The 18,200-nt window shown below is 35.8% G+C and carries 20 protein-coding genes; 14 read left to right on the top strand and 6 right to left on the bottom strand.

Annotated elements, in window-relative coordinates; genetic code table 11:
• Position 1 precedes the first annotated feature (1 nt).
• The 5 genes from GXW81_RS09285 to GXW81_RS09305 all read left to right on the top strand — a co-directional run bounded on the left by GXW81_RS09285 (position 2) and on the right by GXW81_RS09305 (position 3,611).
• Positions 2–325: a DNA-directed RNA polymerase subunit omega gene (locus tag GXW81_RS09285; RefSeq protein ID WP_161532098.1), complete on the top strand. Its 324-nt coding sequence runs from the start codon at positions 2–4 to the stop codon at positions 323–325.
• Positions 326–441: 116 nt separating this feature from the next.
• A complete protein-coding gene (gene coaBC / locus GXW81_RS09290) occupies positions 442–1,644 on the top strand; it encodes a bifunctional phosphopantothenoylcysteine decarboxylase/phosphopantothenate--cysteine ligase CoaBC (protein ID WP_161532099.1) in 1,203 nt (400 codons plus the stop codon).
• 6 nt (positions 1,645–1,650) lie between these two features.
• On the top strand, positions 1,651–2,364 hold the full coding sequence (locus GXW81_RS09295) for a nucleotidyltransferase family protein (RefSeq protein ID WP_161532100.1): 714 nt from the start codon (positions 1,651–1,653) through the stop codon (positions 2,362–2,364).
• A complete protein-coding gene (locus tag GXW81_RS09300; protein ID WP_161532101.1) occupies positions 2,361–3,089 on the top strand; it encodes a TIGR00730 family Rossman fold protein in 729 nt (242 codons plus the stop codon). The genes GXW81_RS09295 and GXW81_RS09300 overlap by 4 nt, the downstream gene beginning before the upstream one ends.
• A gap of 48 nt (positions 3,090–3,137) precedes the next feature.
• Positions 3,138–3,611, top strand: coding sequence for a DUF6702 family protein (locus GXW81_RS09305; RefSeq protein ID WP_161532102.1), 474 nt, complete (start codon positions 3,138–3,140; stop codon positions 3,609–3,611).
• Between the two features lie 59 nt (positions 3,612–3,670).
• Here GXW81_RS09305 and GXW81_RS09310 read toward each other — a convergent pair whose 3' ends face one another.
• The gene (locus GXW81_RS09310) at positions 3,671–4,291 is read right to left on the bottom strand and encodes a TetR/AcrR family transcriptional regulator (RefSeq protein ID WP_161532103.1); all 621 of its coding nucleotides are present in this window, start codon (positions 4,289–4,291) and stop codon (positions 3,671–3,673) included.
• A 70-nt stretch (positions 4,292–4,361) separates the two neighbouring features.
• Here GXW81_RS09310 and GXW81_RS09315 point away from each other — a divergent pair, with 70 nt between their 5' ends.
• The 3 genes from GXW81_RS09315 to rnpA are packed head-to-tail and all read left to right on the top strand — an operon-like array spanning position 4,362 to position 6,051.
• A complete protein-coding gene (locus GXW81_RS09315; protein ID WP_161532104.1) occupies positions 4,362–4,988 on the top strand; it encodes a TatD family hydrolase in 627 nt (208 codons plus the stop codon).
• Complete coding sequence (locus GXW81_RS09320; protein ID WP_064970821.1) at positions 4,985–5,713, top strand: ThiF family adenylyltransferase; 729 nt, start codon at positions 4,985–4,987, stop codon at positions 5,711–5,713. Before GXW81_RS09315 ends, GXW81_RS09320 begins: the two co-directional genes overlap by 4 nt.
• Positions 5,710–6,051: a ribonuclease P protein component gene (gene rnpA, locus GXW81_RS09325; protein WP_064970819.1), complete on the top strand. Its 342-nt coding sequence runs from the start codon at positions 5,710–5,712 to the stop codon at positions 6,049–6,051. The genes GXW81_RS09320 and rnpA overlap by 4 nt, the downstream gene beginning before the upstream one ends.
• A 13-nt stretch (positions 6,052–6,064) precedes the next feature.
• Here the strand turns inward: rnpA and GXW81_RS09330 are convergent, their stop codons facing one another.
• From GXW81_RS09330 to GXW81_RS09350, 5 genes are all read right to left on the bottom strand, one after another.
• Positions 6,065–7,465, bottom strand: a complete 1,401-nt coding sequence (locus GXW81_RS09330) for a hypothetical protein (RefSeq protein ID WP_064970817.1) — start codon at positions 7,463–7,465, stop codon at positions 6,065–6,067.
• 4 nt (positions 7,466–7,469) lie between these two features.
• Positions 7,470–8,012 carry an LPS assembly lipoprotein LptE gene (gene lptE / locus GXW81_RS09335; protein WP_004916326.1) on the bottom strand — a complete coding sequence of 181 codons (543 nt, stop codon included), beginning with the start codon at positions 8,010–8,012 and terminating at the stop codon, positions 7,470–7,472.
• A 3-nt stretch (positions 8,013–8,015) separates the two neighbouring features.
• Complete coding sequence (locus GXW81_RS09340; protein ID WP_064970815.1) at positions 8,016–9,290, bottom strand: sigma-54-dependent Fis family transcriptional regulator; 1,275 nt, start codon at positions 9,288–9,290, stop codon at positions 8,016–8,018.
• Positions 9,291–9,318: 28 nt separating this feature from the next.
• Positions 9,319–10,752 (bottom strand): tRNA (N6-isopentenyl adenosine(37)-C2)-methylthiotransferase MiaB, encoded by a 1,434-nt coding sequence (gene miaB, locus GXW81_RS09345; RefSeq protein ID WP_161532105.1) that lies wholly within the window; start codon positions 10,750–10,752, stop codon positions 9,319–9,321.
• A gap of 165 nt (positions 10,753–10,917) precedes the next feature.
• Entirely contained in the window at positions 10,918–11,712 is a 795-nt protein-coding gene (locus GXW81_RS09350) for a DUF2797 domain-containing protein (protein ID WP_161532106.1), read from the bottom strand.
• A gap of 117 nt (positions 11,713–11,829) precedes the next feature.
• Between GXW81_RS09350 and GXW81_RS09355 the strand changes: the two genes are divergently transcribed.
• From GXW81_RS09355 to lpxB, 6 genes are all read left to right on the top strand, one after another.
• Positions 11,830–13,584: a DUF4153 domain-containing protein gene (locus tag GXW81_RS09355; RefSeq protein WP_161532107.1), complete on the top strand. Its 1,755-nt coding sequence runs from the start codon at positions 11,830–11,832 to the stop codon at positions 13,582–13,584.
• A gap of 107 nt (positions 13,585–13,691) precedes the next feature.
• On the top strand, positions 13,692–14,189 hold the full coding sequence (locus GXW81_RS09360) for a thioesterase family protein (RefSeq protein ID WP_014937600.1): 498 nt from the start codon (positions 13,692–13,694) through the stop codon (positions 14,187–14,189).
• Positions 14,190–14,204: 15 nt separating this feature from the next.
• The gene (gene thiL, locus GXW81_RS09365; RefSeq protein WP_161532108.1) at positions 14,205–15,260 is read left to right on the top strand and encodes a thiamine-phosphate kinase; all 1,056 of its coding nucleotides are present in this window, start codon (positions 14,205–14,207) and stop codon (positions 15,258–15,260) included.
• A 70-nt stretch (positions 15,261–15,330) separates the two neighbouring features.
• On the top strand, positions 15,331–16,425 hold the full coding sequence (gene bioB / locus GXW81_RS09370) for a biotin synthase BioB (protein WP_161532109.1): 1,095 nt from the start codon (positions 15,331–15,333) through the stop codon (positions 16,423–16,425).
• Complete coding sequence (locus GXW81_RS09375) at positions 16,418–17,041, top strand: DUF502 domain-containing protein (RefSeq protein WP_109475193.1); 624 nt, start codon at positions 16,418–16,420, stop codon at positions 17,039–17,041. The genes bioB and GXW81_RS09375 overlap by 8 nt, the downstream gene beginning before the upstream one ends.
• Before the next feature lie 58 nt (positions 17,042–17,099).
• On the top strand, positions 17,100–18,200 hold the full coding sequence (gene lpxB, locus GXW81_RS09380; protein ID WP_161532110.1) for a lipid-A-disaccharide synthase: 1,101 nt from the start codon (positions 17,100–17,102) through the stop codon (positions 18,198–18,200).

The following is an 18,200-nucleotide window of genomic DNA, read 5'->3' on the forward strand; positions in this document are numbered from 1 at the left end:
AATGAGTGTAAAAGATTCTAAAGCAGAAGTAAACACTATTACTTATAATCGTGATAAAATAGAAGAAAAAGTAGGCTCTATCTATGAAGCTATAGTAATTATGGGTAAAAGAGCTGAGCAGATAAACGCAGAAATTCGCACGGAGCTTCACAATAAGTTAGATGAGTTTGCTGTACACAATGCTACTTTAGAAGAAGTTTTTGAAAATAGAGAGCAGATAGAAATCTCTAAACTTTATGAGAAACTACCTAAGCCTACATCTATTGCAATAAGAGAGTGGCTAGATGACGAAGTTTACTTCAGAAGAAGAGAAGAAAAAGCTTAAAAATCAAGCTATACATATAAAGCGCTTCCCACTTGAAAAGGAAGCGTTTTTTATTTGCTTTTTTCTATATTGAAATAAAAAAACTATATTAGTCGCCCTATAAGTGAAAAGACACTATGATTTTGAACAATAAAAAAATCCTAATAGCCATTACAGGCGGAATAGCTGCCTACAAAATCAATTTATTAGTCAGAGATTTTGTTAAGGCTGGAGCTAATGTAAAGGTTATATTAACTCCCTCTGCTGAAAAGTTTGTTTCTAAATTAACTTTAGCCACTTTATCCAAGAATGAAGTTTTATCTGAACTTATTTCGGAAGACGAAGAATGGAATAACCATGTAGAACTAGGACTTTGGGCTGACGCTATGATTATTGCCCCATGTACAGCAAACACTTTAGCCAAAATGGTTCACGGAATTTGTGATAACCTTGTAATCGCTACCTATCTGTCGGCTAAATGCCCTGTATTTATTGTTCCTGCAATGGATTTGGATATGTATCAACACCCTTCTACTAAAAGAAATTTAGATTTAGCAACCACATTTGGCAACCACATCATTCCAGCAGAAGAAGGCGAACTCGCGAGTGGTTTGGTTGGTATCGGTAGATTAGCTGAACCTTGCACTATTTTCAATCATATCCATGAGTATTTTGAGAGTCAAAACTCTACTTCAAAACTCAATCAGAAAAAGATACTCATCACGGCTGGACCAACCTACGAAGCTATAGACCCTGTGAGATTTATAGGCAATCATTCCTCTGGAAAAATGGGCTACGCTTTAGCCGAAACTGCTGCACAAAGAGGTGCAAAGGTTATTCTTATCTCTGGACCTTCTAACGAAATCGCACATCACCCTAATATAGAACTACACTCGGTAACTTCCGCAAAAGAAATGTACCAAGAAGTTTTTAAATACTATAACGATGTAGATATTGCCATTGCGAGTGCCGCCGTTGCCGATTATACTCCCAAAGTTGTGGCTTCCGAAAAAATAAAAAAACAAGAAGAGCAGTTCAGCATAGAATTGGTTAAAAACCCTGACATTCTCAAAGCAATGGGAGAACAAAAAAAGCATCAAATTTTGGTAGGTTTCGCTTTAGAAACACAAAACGAAGAAGAAAACGCCAAAGCTAAATTGGAAAAGAAAAACTTAGATATGATTGTTCTCAATTCCCTTAAAGATAATGGGGCGGGATTCAAAAAAGACACCAATAAAGTCAGTATCATTACTTCTAAAGCAACCAACACATTTGATTTAAAATCAAAAAAAGAAGTAGCCAAAGATATTCTAGACTTTATAGAAAACCAGCTAATATAACCTTATATGAAAGCACTGATTTTTGCAGCAGGCAAAGGCACAAGACTAAAACCCTTTACAGACGAACATCCGAAAGCTCTCGCTAAAGTGAATGGTATTCCCCTTTTAGAACGAAATATTAAATATTTACAATCATTTGGTATCAATGATTTTGTGATTAACATACATCATTTCGGAAATCAAATTTCAGATTTCCTCAAGGAAAATAATTATTTCGGTGCCAACATAGAAATTTCTGATGAAACTAATGAACTCTTAGAAACTGGTGGTGGTATGATGTTTGCAAGACCTTTATTAGAGAAAGAATCTCACTTCTTGGTGATGAATGCAGATATTCTAACCAATCTTGATATTACAAAGTTTGTAGATTTTCATTTATCATCAAACCAAATGGTAACTCTTGCCGTATCGGACAGGGAAAGTTCTAGAAAACTCCTTTTTGACCAAAATAAAATTTTATGTGGTTGGATTAACAAAAATACTGGAGAGCTAAAACTATCCAAAACCAACGATACATTCAAAGAGTTAGCATTTAGTGGAATACATTGTGTTTCTTCAGAGATTTTCTCAAGAATTAAACGAAAAGGTAAATTCTCTATTATTGATGAGTATTTAGACCTAATGAATGAAAAAGTAATTATAGGCTATGAGCATGATGCTCTACTAATAGATGTAGGCAAGCCTAAAGCCATAACAGAAGCAGAAAAATATTTTTTATGATAGACAATAATAGTAATAACGATTCTACCGACAACCGTATAAGTGATAGTTTCCGCCCTAAAACTTGGGATGAAAGCATTACCAAAGATAGTTGGATGGTATTTAAAGTAATGGCCGAACTTGTAAACGGCTACGAAAGTATGGTAAAATTAGGACCTTGTGTTTCTATATTTGGCTCTGCCAGACTAAAAGAAGACGACCCTTATTACCAAATGACCGTAGATATTGCGAAGAGAATAACAGAACTAGGATTTGGAGTTATCACGGGGGGCGGACCTGGGATTATGGAAGCAGGGAATAGAGGTGCCTTTGAAGCAAAGGGTAAGTCTATTGGGCTAAACATTGAACTTCCTTTTGAGCAACACTTTAACCCTTACATAAGCAAAGACTACAACATGACTTTTGATTATTTCTTTGTAAGAAAGGTAATGTTTGTAAAGTATTCACAAGGATTCATCGTAATGCCTGGTGGTTTTGGAACACTAGACGAACTATCCGAAGCTCTTACCTTAATACAGACCCATAAAATTGGTAGATTCCCTATCGTTTTAGTAGGTTCTAAGTTTTGGAGCGGATTATTAGACTGGTTTAAAGATACACTACTTGAAAACAAGCTAATTTCTCCAGAAGACCTCAACCTGTTCCGTGTGGTAGATACTGCCGAAGAAGCTGTAGCACACATTAAAGCTTTTTATGAGAAATATGCCATTAGTGTCAATTTCTAGTATTGGCATAATTATTGAGATTATAGTACATAACAAAAAACAATTATAATGAAAAAGTTTTTAAACATATTAGGTATTTTCGCTTTAGTGAGTTTTGTAATGAGTTTCTTCCCTAGTGAGTTTTACTCTACAATGACTAAAGTAGACTATATAGATGGTAACAACACTTTAAAGTTTACTACAAAACTAAACACTTCTCACATTACTGATGTAATTAAAGTAGATGCAAGAACAGCCGCTTTTGAAGCTGAATTGAAAAAATACATCAACTCTAAGGTTGCGGTTTCTATCAATGGTAAGCCTCAAGCAATTACCTTCACAGGTAGCCAAGTAAGTGGTGAAAGTGTTTGGATTTACTATGAAATAAATAATGTAGCTTCCATCAGTACAATTAAAATAAAGAATGCCATACTATTGGAAGCCTACCCTAAACAGCTTAACCTTGTTAATATATCCTACAAGGGTAATCAAAAGAACATGAATTTCTCTAGAGGAAATGACACTAGTGAAGTCTCTTTCTAAACCAAATTTCAAAATATTATACAGTAAAAATCCCTATCTTTTTTAAGATAGGGATTTTTTTATTCTTCATAACCTAAAATTGCGTAAAGCATCGTCTTAAGATGATGTTCCATTTTTTTCTCCAATGCAGGTAAATAAGCCTCTCCTTTAGGTAAATAGCTTTTATAAAAAAACTGATTTCTAATCGCAAACAATACTGTCCCAATAAGACTGGCTAATATTTCTTCTGGCTTAGCTATCTTTTTGAATACTCCTATTGCAATGCCTTTTTGTATTGCCTCCTCTAGTCTATGCGTACATAACTCATAAAAATCTTGTAAAAAAACTGCTAAATTAGAATTAAAACCAATCTCTTGAGTTGCAAATCCGTGAAAGTAATTAAACTTCAGCATCTGCTTTACAATAAAAGAGACCATTTCTGAAATCTGAACTTCGGGGCTTGCCTTAGCTATAGTTTGGGTAAAAAGGCTAAACATCTCTCGAGTCTTCTCTACCCTGTACTGATAAAGAGAAACCATCATTTTTTCTTTTGACCCAAAATAATAGGAAATCATAGCCACATTTACTCCTGCTTTCTTTGCTATTTCTCTAACGGACGCTCCATCAAATCCTTTCTTTGCTATTAGCTCCTCTGCAGCATTAAGAATATTAATTTGTTTTTGAGTAAAGTTTTGATTCATACACAGCTCATTTACTACAAAATTAGAAAAAATATATTAGATATATTCTCATTTTAGTATCTTCGTTGGCATGTTTTTCAATTTTCATCACCATAACCTAACCAAATTTGGTATTTATAATCTTCCTAAAGAGAATTATTCATATCAAGATTATTTTTCTATAGGAATTCACCCAATGGATATTACATCTGATTATGAAAAAACATTGCAAAACATAAAAATAATCGCACAAAATGAGAAATGTATCGCCATAGGAGAGTGCGGATTAGATGCATTAGTTCCCATTAATGAACATTTACAAGCCGAGGTTTTTAAACTTCATATAGAGTTAGCAAAAACTCTAAAGAAACCTCTAGTTATCCACTGTGTAAAACGGCATAATGAAGTTGCTAGACTTTGTAAAAATCTAGGTATCCCTGTTATTTTCCACGGGTTTAATAAGAATAAAAATATTGCAAATATGCTTTTAGAAAAAGGTTTTTATCTTTCTTTTGGCACAGCTCTTTTTAAAAATTTATCTTTGCAAAATGTTTTTATAGAAACTCCCATAGAAAGGATTTTTTTAGAAACTGATGACTCTTCTGATAATATAGAGCAAGTTTATATGAAAGCTGCAGAGCTTAAACAGCTTTCTGTACAAAAACTTAAAAGTAAGATTGAAAACAACATTCTAAATGTTTTAAAATTAAATTTATGACAAATAACTGGCTGGAAAGGACAGAACTTTTAATAAAACAAGACGGGCTAAATAAACTACAAAACGCCAATATTTTGGTAGTAGGATTGGGCGGCGTAGGCTCTTTTGCTGCAGAATTTTTAGCAAGAGCTGGTGTAGGAAAAATGACGATAATAGATGGAGATACAGTAGATATTACCAACATCAACAGGCAACTTCCAGCGTTACACTCTACCGTAAACCAGCCTAAGGTAGAATTGGTTTATGCGAGATTAAAAGACATCAATCCTAACTTAGACCTTACAGCCATCAATGAGTTTCTCACTCCTGAACGAATGGAGTCCATTCTCACCAAAGAAAAGTTTGATTATGTTTTGGACTGCATTGATAGTGTTTCGCCAAAGCTTTCTCTTATCCTAGCTGCTAAAAGAAATAAAATAAAAATAGTGAGTGCTATGGGAGCTGGTGGCAAAACAGACCCTTCCAAAGTAATGGTGAGAGATATTAGTAAAACCAATAACTGTTTTTTAGCCAAACAAATACGAAAAAGACTTCGTAAAGAGAAGATCAATAAAGGTATTAAGTGTGTATTCTCCACCGAATTACAAAAAGAGGACAGCCTTAAAATGACTGATGGGTCTAATTTTAAAAAATCTTTTTATGGCACTATTAGCTTTATGCCAGCATTATTTGGTCTCCACGCAGCAGCTGAAGTTATCAATCACCTTACTAAAAAAGACGCATGAGTTACACCTACCCTAAATCTGAAAGATTAAAGTCTAAAAAAGATATTACCACTCTTTTTGAAAAAGGAAAATGGCAAACTTGTGGCAACATTAGACTTATTTTCACTAATGCGGAAACAAGTAAAATCGGAGTTTCTGTATCTAAACGCTATTTCAAAAAAGCTACCGACAGAAACAGAGTGAAAAGACTCCTGAGAGAATGCTATCGCCTAAACAAAGAGTTATTTCATCAAAAATTTGGAGTTACACCCCACGCTATGATATTTTGGGTATCTGCAGAAATGCCTAAAAAATATCAGTTGGTAGAAGAAGATTTTATAAAACTTTGCAAAAAGTAATACTTAGAGAAAGCTAAGCTCTCCCGCCCATTCTCATTTGTTTAATTTTTTCTATTTTTTCTGCGTAAATATCAACCTTCTCTGGATATTTATTTTGCAATATACCATAAGCCTCAATAGCCTTAGTGTAAAGATGTTGTTCTACATAAAGCTGAGCTAAGGTTTCCGTCATTAGATGAGAAATATCATCACCTTTTTCTTTGATTACAAACTCTTTTTCTTCTTTAATAGGTGTGTGTTTATCTACCTTAGCAATACTAGGGTTAGTCTCTATAAACTTGTCTATAATTTGAGATTTTTTATCAACTTCAGAAATCGCCGTCCTATCTATTTTGAGCCAATTTTGCCAAGTATTGATGAAACTTGGGACATTACTTTCCTCAACCTCTGGTTGAGTTTCAGTAGCAATAACAGTATCTATCGGAGCAGGAGTATCACTAAAAAACGACACATTTAAGGCTTGTCTTTCTTCGGATTCCTCTTCTAAATCTTCTGGAGTTTCTTCCTTTACTAAAGTTTTTGTATTATTATTTTCTACCAAAATAACTTCTTCTTTCACCTCCACCTTAGGTTCTTGAGATGGCTTTGGTTTACCTATCAATGCATCAGGCAAATGCGTTTCAATAGACATAGGCTTCCATTCTGAAGCTAAATTTTCTTCTGGTTGAGAACTGTCATTTAACTTATCTTCCATAGATTCTACTAAAACTTCCGTAGGAGTTTCCTCCTTTACAACAGGCTTTTGATCTTCTACTATGTTTTCTTTAGCCACTTCGCTTTTTATGTTGCTTTCAGTCTTCAATTCTGTTTCAGGAGTTTTAAATTTAATGTTTGGTAAAAATGCTTCCATTTCTTGAAAACTTAAACTTGTAGCCTCTTCCTCTTTGCTATCAGCCTCAAAAACTTCCTCTCTATCTACCTCTATTTTTTGAGTATTGACTTCTTCTACAATCCCTATTTTTTCATCATTCTGAACCTCATCAGTGATTGATGATTGCGACTCCATAGCTTCATCAAAATCTACCACTTCTAACTCTTCCTCCTCTAAAACAATACCCATAGCCACAGGTACTTCCTCTGCGTTTTCAGATAAGACATTGGTCTCGCTTGGAGTTACCGCTTCTTCTATCTTCTCAACAGATTCTTCTTCAGAAACCAAAGATTGAACCTCCTCTACTTTTTTCGGTTTACCAAAAATCAACTGATATAATATCTTTTTATCTGTGGTAAAAGCAGCTGTTTCTGACAAAACAGAATTATAATTCTCAGGAAAAAACTTATGAGTCCCCATCAACTTCAAAGCCCTTAGCGACTGTAGATAAGGTTGATTTTTAAGCTCTTTATCTAGCAAAGCCACATCGTCTTTCTGAATAAGTTGAGGCTGTTTTATAAGTTCTAAAATTCTAGCATTCATAATTTTACCAGTTGGCTACTATGTCGTTAAATATCTTATTGATGATTCTCTCATTCACGATTTGAACCTGAGAACTTTCTATCTGAGTAATATCTAAATCACTATTGTAAACCGCTTCATCGGTATAGGTTCTATCAAAACTAAGCTGAGGGTCTATTTTATTTTCATACCTTACCTTAACACTAATTACTAGTTTGTTTTGAGCTGCTTGCATCACTCCACCTTGTGTGGACACTCCTGTAGATATCGTGGTTGGCTCGTTAAGGCGATAATCTACAATCTCTCCTTCTATCATCAAATCAGGGTTTTGAGTGGCTCCTTTAAGGGTTGTTCTCTGCAAAAACCTGTTTTGTAAAGCTATGGTAAACTGCTGACTTAACTCTGGATTTACCAAAGCTGCATTGTTAGGAAATGTTTTTATCTGTATTGTTTTCATCTCCGGTGTCAAAGAATTCCCCGTAAAGCTATAACAACTTGTTAGGAACAAGAAACTCAAAAATGAAAATAATATTTTACTCAATCTCATTTGATGATAGATGATATTCATAATTTAGTCTTCTAAATCATATTGTTTAATCTTACGATAAAGCGTTCGTTGAGAAATACCTAATGCTTCCGCCGCTTTATTTCGTCTTCCGTTATGCATTTCTAGTGCTTTTACAATAAGCTCTCGCTCATTGTTCTGCAAAGATAAAGATTCTGGCTTAGCTTCTTCTACCTCTATATCTTCAATTTCCACATCATCTTGCACAGGTGCTACCATACCAGACTCCATACCACTATTTTGATTTTCAAAATAAAGTAAAGACCCTGTATTAACCGCCGCCGTATCTGGTGTGTAAATTCTATTGATAAGACTTTTCTCGTGATGGCTAAAATCAGAATTCCCTCTATTTTTTATCAGCTCCGAAGTGAGTGATTTTAAATCATTGATATCGTTCCTCATATCAAAGAGTATTTTATACATAATCTCTCTCTCGGAACTAAAATCAGAACCCGAGCTACCCATTGTATTCTTCTGAACTAAAGCAGGCAATTTATTTTCTGTAGGAATATACTCCGCTAATCTTACAGCATCTATCTCTCTTTTTTGCTCTACCACCGTCATCTGCTCTACCAAATTTCTCAACTGTCTCACATTCCCAGGGAAAGGATATTGTTCTAAATAGCTTATCGCATCATCAGTAAGTTTAAGTTCAGGCATACGGTATTTTTCTGCAAAGTCAATCGCGAATTTTCTAAAAAGCAAATGGATATCTCCCTTGCGTTCTCTAAGTGGTGGCATATCTATCTGCACCGTATTCAGACGGTAAAACAAATCCTCACGAAAACGCCCATCTTGGATTGCACTCAACATATTAACATTAGTGGCTGCCACAATACGCACATTGGTTTTCTGTATTTGGGAAGACCCTACCTTCATAAACTCTCCACTTTCTAATACACGCAACAGACGAACCTGTGTTTGTAAAGGTAACTCTCCTACCTCATCTAAAAAGATAGTTCCGCCGTCTGCCACTTCAAAATAGCCTTTTCGTGTGGAAGTTGCCCCTGTAAAAGCCCCTTTTTCGTGTCCAAAAAGCTCGGAATCTATAGTACCCTCTGGGATAGCCCCACAGTTTACGACGATATAAGGTTGATGCTTTCGGCGTGATTCGGCGTGAATGATTTTAGGGATAAACTCTTTACCAACCCCACTTTCTCCAATCACCAAAACCGAAATATCCGTGGGTGCTACCTGTATGGCCTTTTCTAAAGCTCTATTGAGTACGGGATAGTTACCTATAATCCCAAATCTATTCTTTATATTTTGTAGCTCTGACATCTTTGATAAAAATTAAAGGTTAAAAAACTTAGTCCACTCTCCCCAAAAGTGTGCCTTGCGTATTATCATAGACAAAAACAGAAACTATGTCTCCTACCTTCTGCCCTTCTTTCTTATCAAACACACAAACCGCATTTTGGGAGTTTCTTCCTTTCCATTGGTTTTTATCCTTTTTACTTTCTCCTTCTATCAGGATTTCGTGATGACGCCCTACATAACCTTTCATTCTCTTTCTAGAAAGCTCTCCCTGCAAATCTATAACTTCCTGCAAACGGCGTTTTTTAACCTCCGCCGGGACATTGTCTTCCATTTTTTTATGAGCAGGCGTCCCTGGTCTTTCTGAATAAGCGAACATATAACCGTAATCATACTCCACCTCTTTCATAAGAGACAGGGTATCTTGATGGTCTTCTTCCGTTTCATTACAGAAGCCTACTATCATATCTTGAGAAAAAGCTACATCAGGCACTATTTTTCTTGCCTCTCTAATAAGCTCTAGATATTCTTCTCTAGTATGCTGTCTGTTCATTAGTTCTAGCATTTTGTTGCTTCCCGTCTGAACAGGCAAATGCACATACTTACAAATATTAGGATACTGAGCCATTTTCCTAAACACCTCTAAACTCATATCTTGAGGGTTAGAAGTAGAAAATCTGATACGCATCTCTGGTACTGTCTTTGCGACCATCTCTAAGAGTTGAGAGAAGTCTACCGCTGTAGCTTTTTGCATCTCTGTGGCTTTATCAAAGTCTTTTTTAGGACCGCCACCGTACCAAAGGTAAGAATCTACATTCTGCCCTAGTAGAGTAATTTCCTTATAGCCGCTATCCCATAATTCTTGGCATTCTTTGATAATAGAATGTGGGTCTCTACTCCTTTCTCTTCCTCGAGTGAAAGGCACCACACAGAAGGTACACATATTATCGCAACCTCTAGTAATGGTTACAAAAGCCGTAACTCCATTGCCACCTAACCTCACAGGATTGATGTCGGCATAAGTCTCTTCCTTAGAAAGAATCACATTGATAGCATCTCTACCGTCTTCGGTTTCTTTAAGTAGATTAGGCAAATCCCTGTATGCGTCAGGACCAACTACCAAATCTACCAGTTGCTCCTCTTCTAAAAATTTGGTTTTAAGCCTTTCTGCCATACAGCCCAAAACCCCCACCGTAAGACTTGGTTTTTCTTTTTTCAAATTCTTGAATTGAGACAAACGCATTCTTACTGTTTGCTCTGCTTTTTCTCTGATAGAGCAAGTGTTAAGCAAAATTAAATCTGCTTCTTCTACCTTTAGAGTGGTATTGTAGCCTTCATCATTTAAAATAGAAGCCACGATTTCGCTATCAGAAAAATTCATTTGGCAACCATAACTTTCTAAAAAAAGTTTCTTAGAGTTACCTTCCTTTTCTGCTATGGCGTAAGCCTCTCCCTGACGACTTTCGTCTATATATTTCTCTTGCATAGTCTATTGTATTAACCATTAAATATTACCCACAGGATAATCTAATCCGCAAATATACTAATTATTATGACAAAATGGCAGATAAAAACAGTCGTATCATAAGAAATACAACTCGGTTGCTTTCATACTGAAGACGACACTTTATTTTTTAACCCTTTTTCTAAGCTAATCTTTTACTTCAAGCTCTACCACATAGCCCTCGTGGGAACGGACATTCATCACGCCACCATCTTCAAATGCTAAGTACTGCCCTTTAACTCCTTTTAAAACCCCTTGATATTCTTTTGTCTTACTTAAATTTATAGAAGTAATTTTTTCTAAGGGCGTATAAGGATACTTTAAACTATAAAGTTCAGACTCTACCACAAACTTTTGACTTTCTTTTGGGAATAAATCAACTACTTCCTCTCTTAACGCAAACAAATCCACTTCGCTAGTCCCATCATCAGAGAGCATTTTTCGCCAGTTGGTTTTATCGGATAAATGGTTTTTAAGAGCCACTTCTATAACTCCTGCTTCGTAGCGGTTTTTGGCCTTCGCTATGGGAAGAGCCTTTGTTGCTCCTTGGTCTATCCATCTAGTAGGCACTTGTGTTTGTCTGGTAACCCCAACTTTAACCTCCCCCGTATAAGCCAAATAAACCAAATGAGGTTGTAGCTGTATTTTCCGTTCCACTTCTATATCTCTTTCTTCTATATCTAGGTGGGCTTTAGAAAGTTCGGGCTTTAGGATAGTTTCACTAGCGTAAGGGCTTTCGAAAAAGCATTTTTTACAAAACCCCATTTGATACACAGGCTCATCACTTCCACATTCCACACACTGAAATCCTATATGCTTTATACTCAGCCTGCGGTTAAATAAAGCGTTGATGTGCAGTAAATCATTAGATAGATTAAGGTAATATTGGATAGGTTCTGCCAACTGTGCAGACATCTTGAGTACTTGCCCTGTAAATAACATCTTCTGTGAATTTTCCTCAAAAATACAGATTAAATTCGTCAGTAACAAACCTGTGAATTATCAGACTTTGCCATTACAAACAAAAACAATACATTTGTTATCTAATTTAATCTAATTATGAAACTACTTAATAACGCTCTCAAAAATTTAAAGAAAGTAGTTGCCAACTACCCAATGGTACTACTTTCGGCACTCATTTCTTATATTGCCATCGTTACAACTACTATATGGGATACAAAGTCCGATTTTGTTTATAATATGACGGTTATTGCCTTTGTTTCTGCCACGGGGATAGGCTTATTCTTTTCTATAAAAAAGCTAAGTGATGTTATCGGTAAAAAGTGGATTCTTAATATCTTGGGCGTAGTGCTATTAGTGGGATATTACGCTATTTTCCCCAATGGTGAAAACAAATTCAGCTCTCAGTTTGAGACCTTTAAATTTATAGTTATTATTGTGGCCGCAATTATCCATTTATTTATTTCGGTAGCTCCTTTTTTACCAAAGGTTAAAAATGAATACTCCTTTTGGAACTATAACAAAAATTTGTTTGTTAACTTCATACTGTCCTCTATTTTTAGTGGTGTTCTAGCGGCTGGAATTCTTTCAGCCATCAGTATTTTTAATAGTTTATTTGGCATCAATGATAATTACAAAATATATCCTATCTTATTTTCTGGCATATCCATTTTTGGGAATACCATTATTTTCCTTCTTTTTGAAGAAAGAAGCAGAGAAGAAGAACGCACTAGTACTGTAACAGAGTTCCCTATCGCACTCAAATTCTTTACCCAATACATACTTATTCCACTTCTGTTCATCTATTTAGTGATTATGTACCTGTATGCTGCCAAGATTATTTTCTTATGGGAACTCCCTAAAGGCTTGGTATCTATCACTGTGATTAGCTATTCTTTGGTAGGGATATTCGCATTGCTTTTGGTACATCCACTAAAAAATGAAAACAGTAAATCTTGGGTTAAATGGTTCTCCAAAATATTTTACTTCTCGCTTGTACCAATGTTAGTATTGCTATTTGTAGCGATTTTCACTCGTTTGTTCGATTATGGAGTTACCGAATCTAGATATTTTGTCCTTTTAATGGCTGTATGGATTACCTTATGCACCTTTTATTTCATTTTTAGAAAGAAGACTTCCATATCGTTCATTCCTAAAAGTTTGATGGCATTTTTAATCTTTGCGTTAATTTTCCCTTACTTCAATGTATTTTCGGTAGCTAAAAGAAGTCAACTAAACCGTTTACATCAGGTATTGTCCGAAAACGGACTGCTCGTAAATGGCAAAATCAATTTTAATAAAGTGATAAAGCGTTCTGTTCTTTATGAAATTAGTGATGCAGGAAGGTACTTAATTAACCGAAATGCAAAAGATGAACTAGCACAATACCTTGATGAAAAACATATTAAAAACCTAAACAAAGAGTTCCCTTCTTTTGTAGAATATGACGACTTCACCACTATAAATGATGAAACAGGAAGCATTACTGAAAGAGGTAGTGAATATAAATATTTCAGTTTAACAGCTAGAACACAAGCAATACCTTTTGATGGTAAGGGTTGGATTCTAAGTACTGAATATGGCAATAATACCGAACTAACAATAGAAAACAAACTATTAAAAATAATAAATAGCAGCCTACTTATAAGCCTAGATGATAAAGAGGTAAGTTTTGCACTAGATATTACTGAGTTTGCTAAAAACACTCCTTCAGGCGAAGTAGAAGAAATGGCGTTCACAAAAAACCTTGAGGGCTACCGCATAACGATATACATTAACCGTATTGATTATAATGTTGAAAAAGAAGAAGTAACCTATGCAAATATAGAGCTTATTACAATTCAAAAACTTTAAAGTAAATATAACATAGTAGTTGTACCGTTAAATACTTTATTATACGAAGTATTGCTAAAGACTATTTTACTTTAAATTTTCTTACCTTTGACCTTAAAAAAATAGAAATGTCAGTATTCTACCATAAATTTGAAGTGCGTTGGAGCGATATAGATGCCAACAGACACCTTGCCAACTCCGCCTATGTGCAGTATTGTGCCCAAACGAGAATGGCTTTTATGAACCAGCACAAAATGGGATTAGCACAGCTTAATCGTTGGGGAATTGGTCCTGTACTTCTTCACGAAAAGTATTCGTTTTTTAAAGAAATTTACGCAGACCAAACCGTTTATGTTTCGCTGGAGGTTTCGGGCGTGTCAGAAGATGCGAGTATCTATGCTTTTACTCACAAGTTTTATCTGCCTGACGGCACCCATTGTGCAACTTCGGAAGTAGTGGGCGTATGGATAGACACTATGCTACGAAAAACTACTACGCCACCTGATGATATTTTGGTAAGTCTGGCACCTTATAAAACAGAAAACACCAAAACACTAAGTAGAGAAGACATCAAAAATCTTCCTTTCAGACCAGAAAATATAGACCCTTCTGTTTTTCAATCTTAATTTTTAAACTTCATTATGTTAGAAGAAAAGAAAATGGCACTTACTCCCGTCTCTCAGTTAGGAGAGTTTGGACTGATAAAACATTTAACTGATAAATTTAGTTTAAAAAACACCTCTTCGGAGCTAGGTGTGGGAGATGATACTACCATCATCAATCCAGAAAACAAAAAAGTAGTTATTTCTACCGATGTTTTAGCAGAAGGCGTACATTTTAATTTAGGTTATGTTCCGCTAAAGCACCTAGGTTATAAGGCTGTTGTAGTCAATCTAAGTGATATTGCCGCTATGAATGCTACACCTACACAAATATTAGTTTCTGTGGCGGCTTCCAACCGTTTTCCTGTAGAGGCTTTTGACGAAATCTATGCAGGCATCGCTTTAGCTTGCGAACGCTACAATGTGGACCTTGTAGGTGGTGATACTACCAGCTCCCAAGCAGGGCTTATATTGAGCATTACAGCCGTAGGACTCGCAAACGAAAATGAATTAGCCAAACGAAGCGGTGCTAAACCTAGCGACTTATTAGTAGTTACAGGAGATTTAGGTGGTGCATATATGGGGCTGCAAATTCTAGAACGAGAACATTCGGTGTACTTAACCAATCCTAATATGCAACCCGAAATGGAAGGCTACGACTATATCCTAGAACGCCAACTAAAGCCCGAAGCGAGAACAGATATCAAAAAGACTTTAACCGAATTGGACATCACTCCAACCTCAATGATAGATATTTCTGACGGACTGGCTTCGGAGATTCTGCACTTGTCTGACCAAAGCAAAGTAGGTTTTAGGCTGTACGAAGAGAAAATCCCTATGGATACTCTTACCATAACTACGGCAGATGAGTTTAATCTAAACCCTGCAATGGCAGCCCTTAACGGTGGCGAAGACTATGAACTCTTATTCACCATTTCTCCAAACGATTATGAAAAGATAAGAAACCACCCAGATTTTACTATTATTGGTCATGCTACAGAGCTAGAACATGGTAATTATTTGGTACTAAGAGGAAGCGAACAGCTCACACCACTTACCGCACAAGGCTGGGACGCTTTTCTAAAAAAAGAATAGAAGCTAGACTTTACTAGCCTTTCCTAACAGAAAAATACTTATTTTTGAGACTTATTAAATTGGATTTAAAATGCAAAAAAACTGGACAACCCAAGAGATTTTAGATATTTATAACTTACCTTTCTTTGACTTGATTTATCGTGCAGCAGAGGTTCATCGCCAACACCACGACCCTAATAAAATACAAGTATCCTCGCTCATTTCTGTAAAAACAGGAGGTTGCCCAGAAGATTGTGGTTATTGCCCTCAAGCGGCAAGATACCACACAGAGGTTAAAATCCACGAGATGTTACCTGTAAATCAAGTGAAAGCTCAAGCCTTAAGAGCCAAGCAAAATGGTATTTCTAGAGTATGTCTAGGGGCAGCGTGGAGAAATGTTAAAGACGGTCCTGACTTTGAGCATATATTAGATATGGTAAGAGAGGTAACTAAACTAGATATGGAAGTATGTTGCACCCTGGGAATGCTTACTGAAAACCAAGCTAAAAGGCTAGAAGAAGCAGGTTTATATGCCTACAATCACAACATAGACAGCTCGGAAGAATATTATAAAGAAGTGATTTCTACCCGTGCTTTTGAAGACCGATTAGAAACCATCAATAATGTAAGAAAAACTTCCATCACCCTTTGTTCTGGAGGAATTATCGGTATGGGAGAAAGTGTGGAAGACCGCTGTGGAATGTTAAAAGTTTTAGCTAATATGACGCCACAACCAGAAAGTGTTCCAATCAATGCTTTGGTTGCCGTAGAAGGAACGCCTATGGAAGACCAAGAACCTGTAAATATTTTTGAGTTTGTAAGAATGGTAGCTACTGCTAGAATTGTTCTACCTAAAACTCAAGTAAGACTTTCTGCAGGAAGAACTGAATTCTCCAAGGAGGGACAAGCACTTTGTTTCTTTGCCGGTGCCAACTCTATTTTTGCAGGAGATAAACTATTAACCACTCCTAATCCTGATATTAACGAGGACAAAACCTTATTTAATCTTTTGGGAATAAAACCTCAACAACCTTTTGAAAAACACGCCAAAAGAGAGGTAGTGGACAAAGAAAATAGCCAATACACAGCTCTAGGAGAAAATCCTAAATGGACTAGACCTGGACACAAAATACCAAGAAACGAAGAGAAAAGACAATCTAGTAGCTCTCTAAAAGATAATGAATAAAAACTTAAACGATTATCTTGGACTCTTCCTTCGTTCTTTTTTGCAAGGATTAGTCATTATCGGTCCTGTAGCGGCAACGGTATGGATTATTTGGTATATTGTTTCTAGCATAGACAACATTATACCTTCCATTGCCGAGAAATTCCCAGGACTTATCTTTATATTGGTAATCAGCAGCACGGCACTTATAGGCTGGCTCGGTAATAAATTTCTATTAGGGAGAATCTTAGTAGATAGCATAGATTATCTACTTGAACATACGCCAGGTATCAAATTTATCTACACTTCTTTAAAAGATGTGATGTCTTCTTTTGTTGGAGATAAAAAGAAATTTAACATACCTGTACTCATCAAAACTAACGACTCCCCAGAAGTTTGGAGAGTAGGCTTTCTTACTCAAAAAGAAGTTTCTATCATGGGACTTCAGGAGCATGTGTCTGTCTATCTTCCGCATTCTTACGCCGTCTCTGGTTGGGTAGTTTTAGTAGAAAGTAAAAATGTAAAATTATTAGAAAATATCAACGCCGCTGATGCTATGAAATTTGCGGTAAGTGGTGGAGTTGCTGGATTTCCTAATAATATAACTTCAAGAAAAAAGGAAGATACTGTATCGTAGGTTAGCTATTTTCTTCCTATATTTCATAAACTCTATATCTCATTAGAAAAGGATTAAAATGAAATACTACATTATAGCAGGAGAAGCCTCTGGTGATTTGCACGGAAGCAACCTTATGAAAGCTCTAAAACAAAAAGACCCTAATGCTACTTTTAGATTTTGGGGTGGCGATTTAATGGAGCAACAAGGTGGCACTTTGGTAAAGCACTACAGAGATTTAGCATTTATGGGGTTTGTGGAGGTTATTCAAAACTTAGGTACTATTCTCAGAAATATTAAATTCTGTAAAGAGGACATCCGTAATTTTTGCCCTGACGTTTTAATCCTTGTAGATTATCCTGGCTTTAACCTTAGAATTGCCAAATTTGCAAAAAAGCTGGGTATTAGAGTAGTTTACTACATTTCCCCTCAACTTTGGGCATGGAAGGAAAGCAGAGTAAACATCATAAAAAAATATGTAGATGAGATGCTTGTTATCCTACCATTTGAAAAAGATTTTTATAAAAAACATCAGATAGAAGCTCATTTTGTTGGTCATCCACTTTTAGATGCTTTATCTGATTTACCTCCGATTGACATTCAGGCTTTTAAAAAAGAACATCAATTAAGTGATAAAAAAATCATTGCTCTTTTACCTGGTTCTAGAGAACAAGAAGTAAAAAAAATGCTTTCTATAATGCTTTCTGTGAGGAGTGAATTTAAAGACTATCAGTTTGTAATCGCAGGAGCACCTAGTTTGCCTAAATCTTTTTACGAAAGTTATGTAGATAAGGAAGTTAGCTTTATTTCTAATAAAACCTATGACCTTCTCCGATGCTCCGATGCGGCCCTCGTAACCTCTGGCACGGCTACTTTGGAAACCGCCTTATTAGAAGTCCCAGAAGTGGTTTGCTATCGTGGAAGTAAAATCTCCTACGAAATCGCCAAACGCCTTATTAAACATATTAAATACATTTCCCTCGTTAATTTAATTATGGATAAGGAAGTGGTTAAAGAACTCATTCAAAATGAACTCAATACGTCTAATCTTGTTAAAGAACTCAAGCTGATACTTAATGAAAATAGAACTAGTCTTCTTTCTGACTATAAAATTCTTAAAGAAAAACTAGGAGGAAAAGGTGCTAGTGAGAAAGCCGCAGAAATCATTACTAAGAATTAG

The organism is Riemerella anatipestifer (assembly GCF_009932355.1).
Classification (GTDB): domain Bacteria; phylum Bacteroidota; class Bacteroidia; order Flavobacteriales; family Weeksellaceae; genus Riemerella; species Riemerella anatipestifer_E.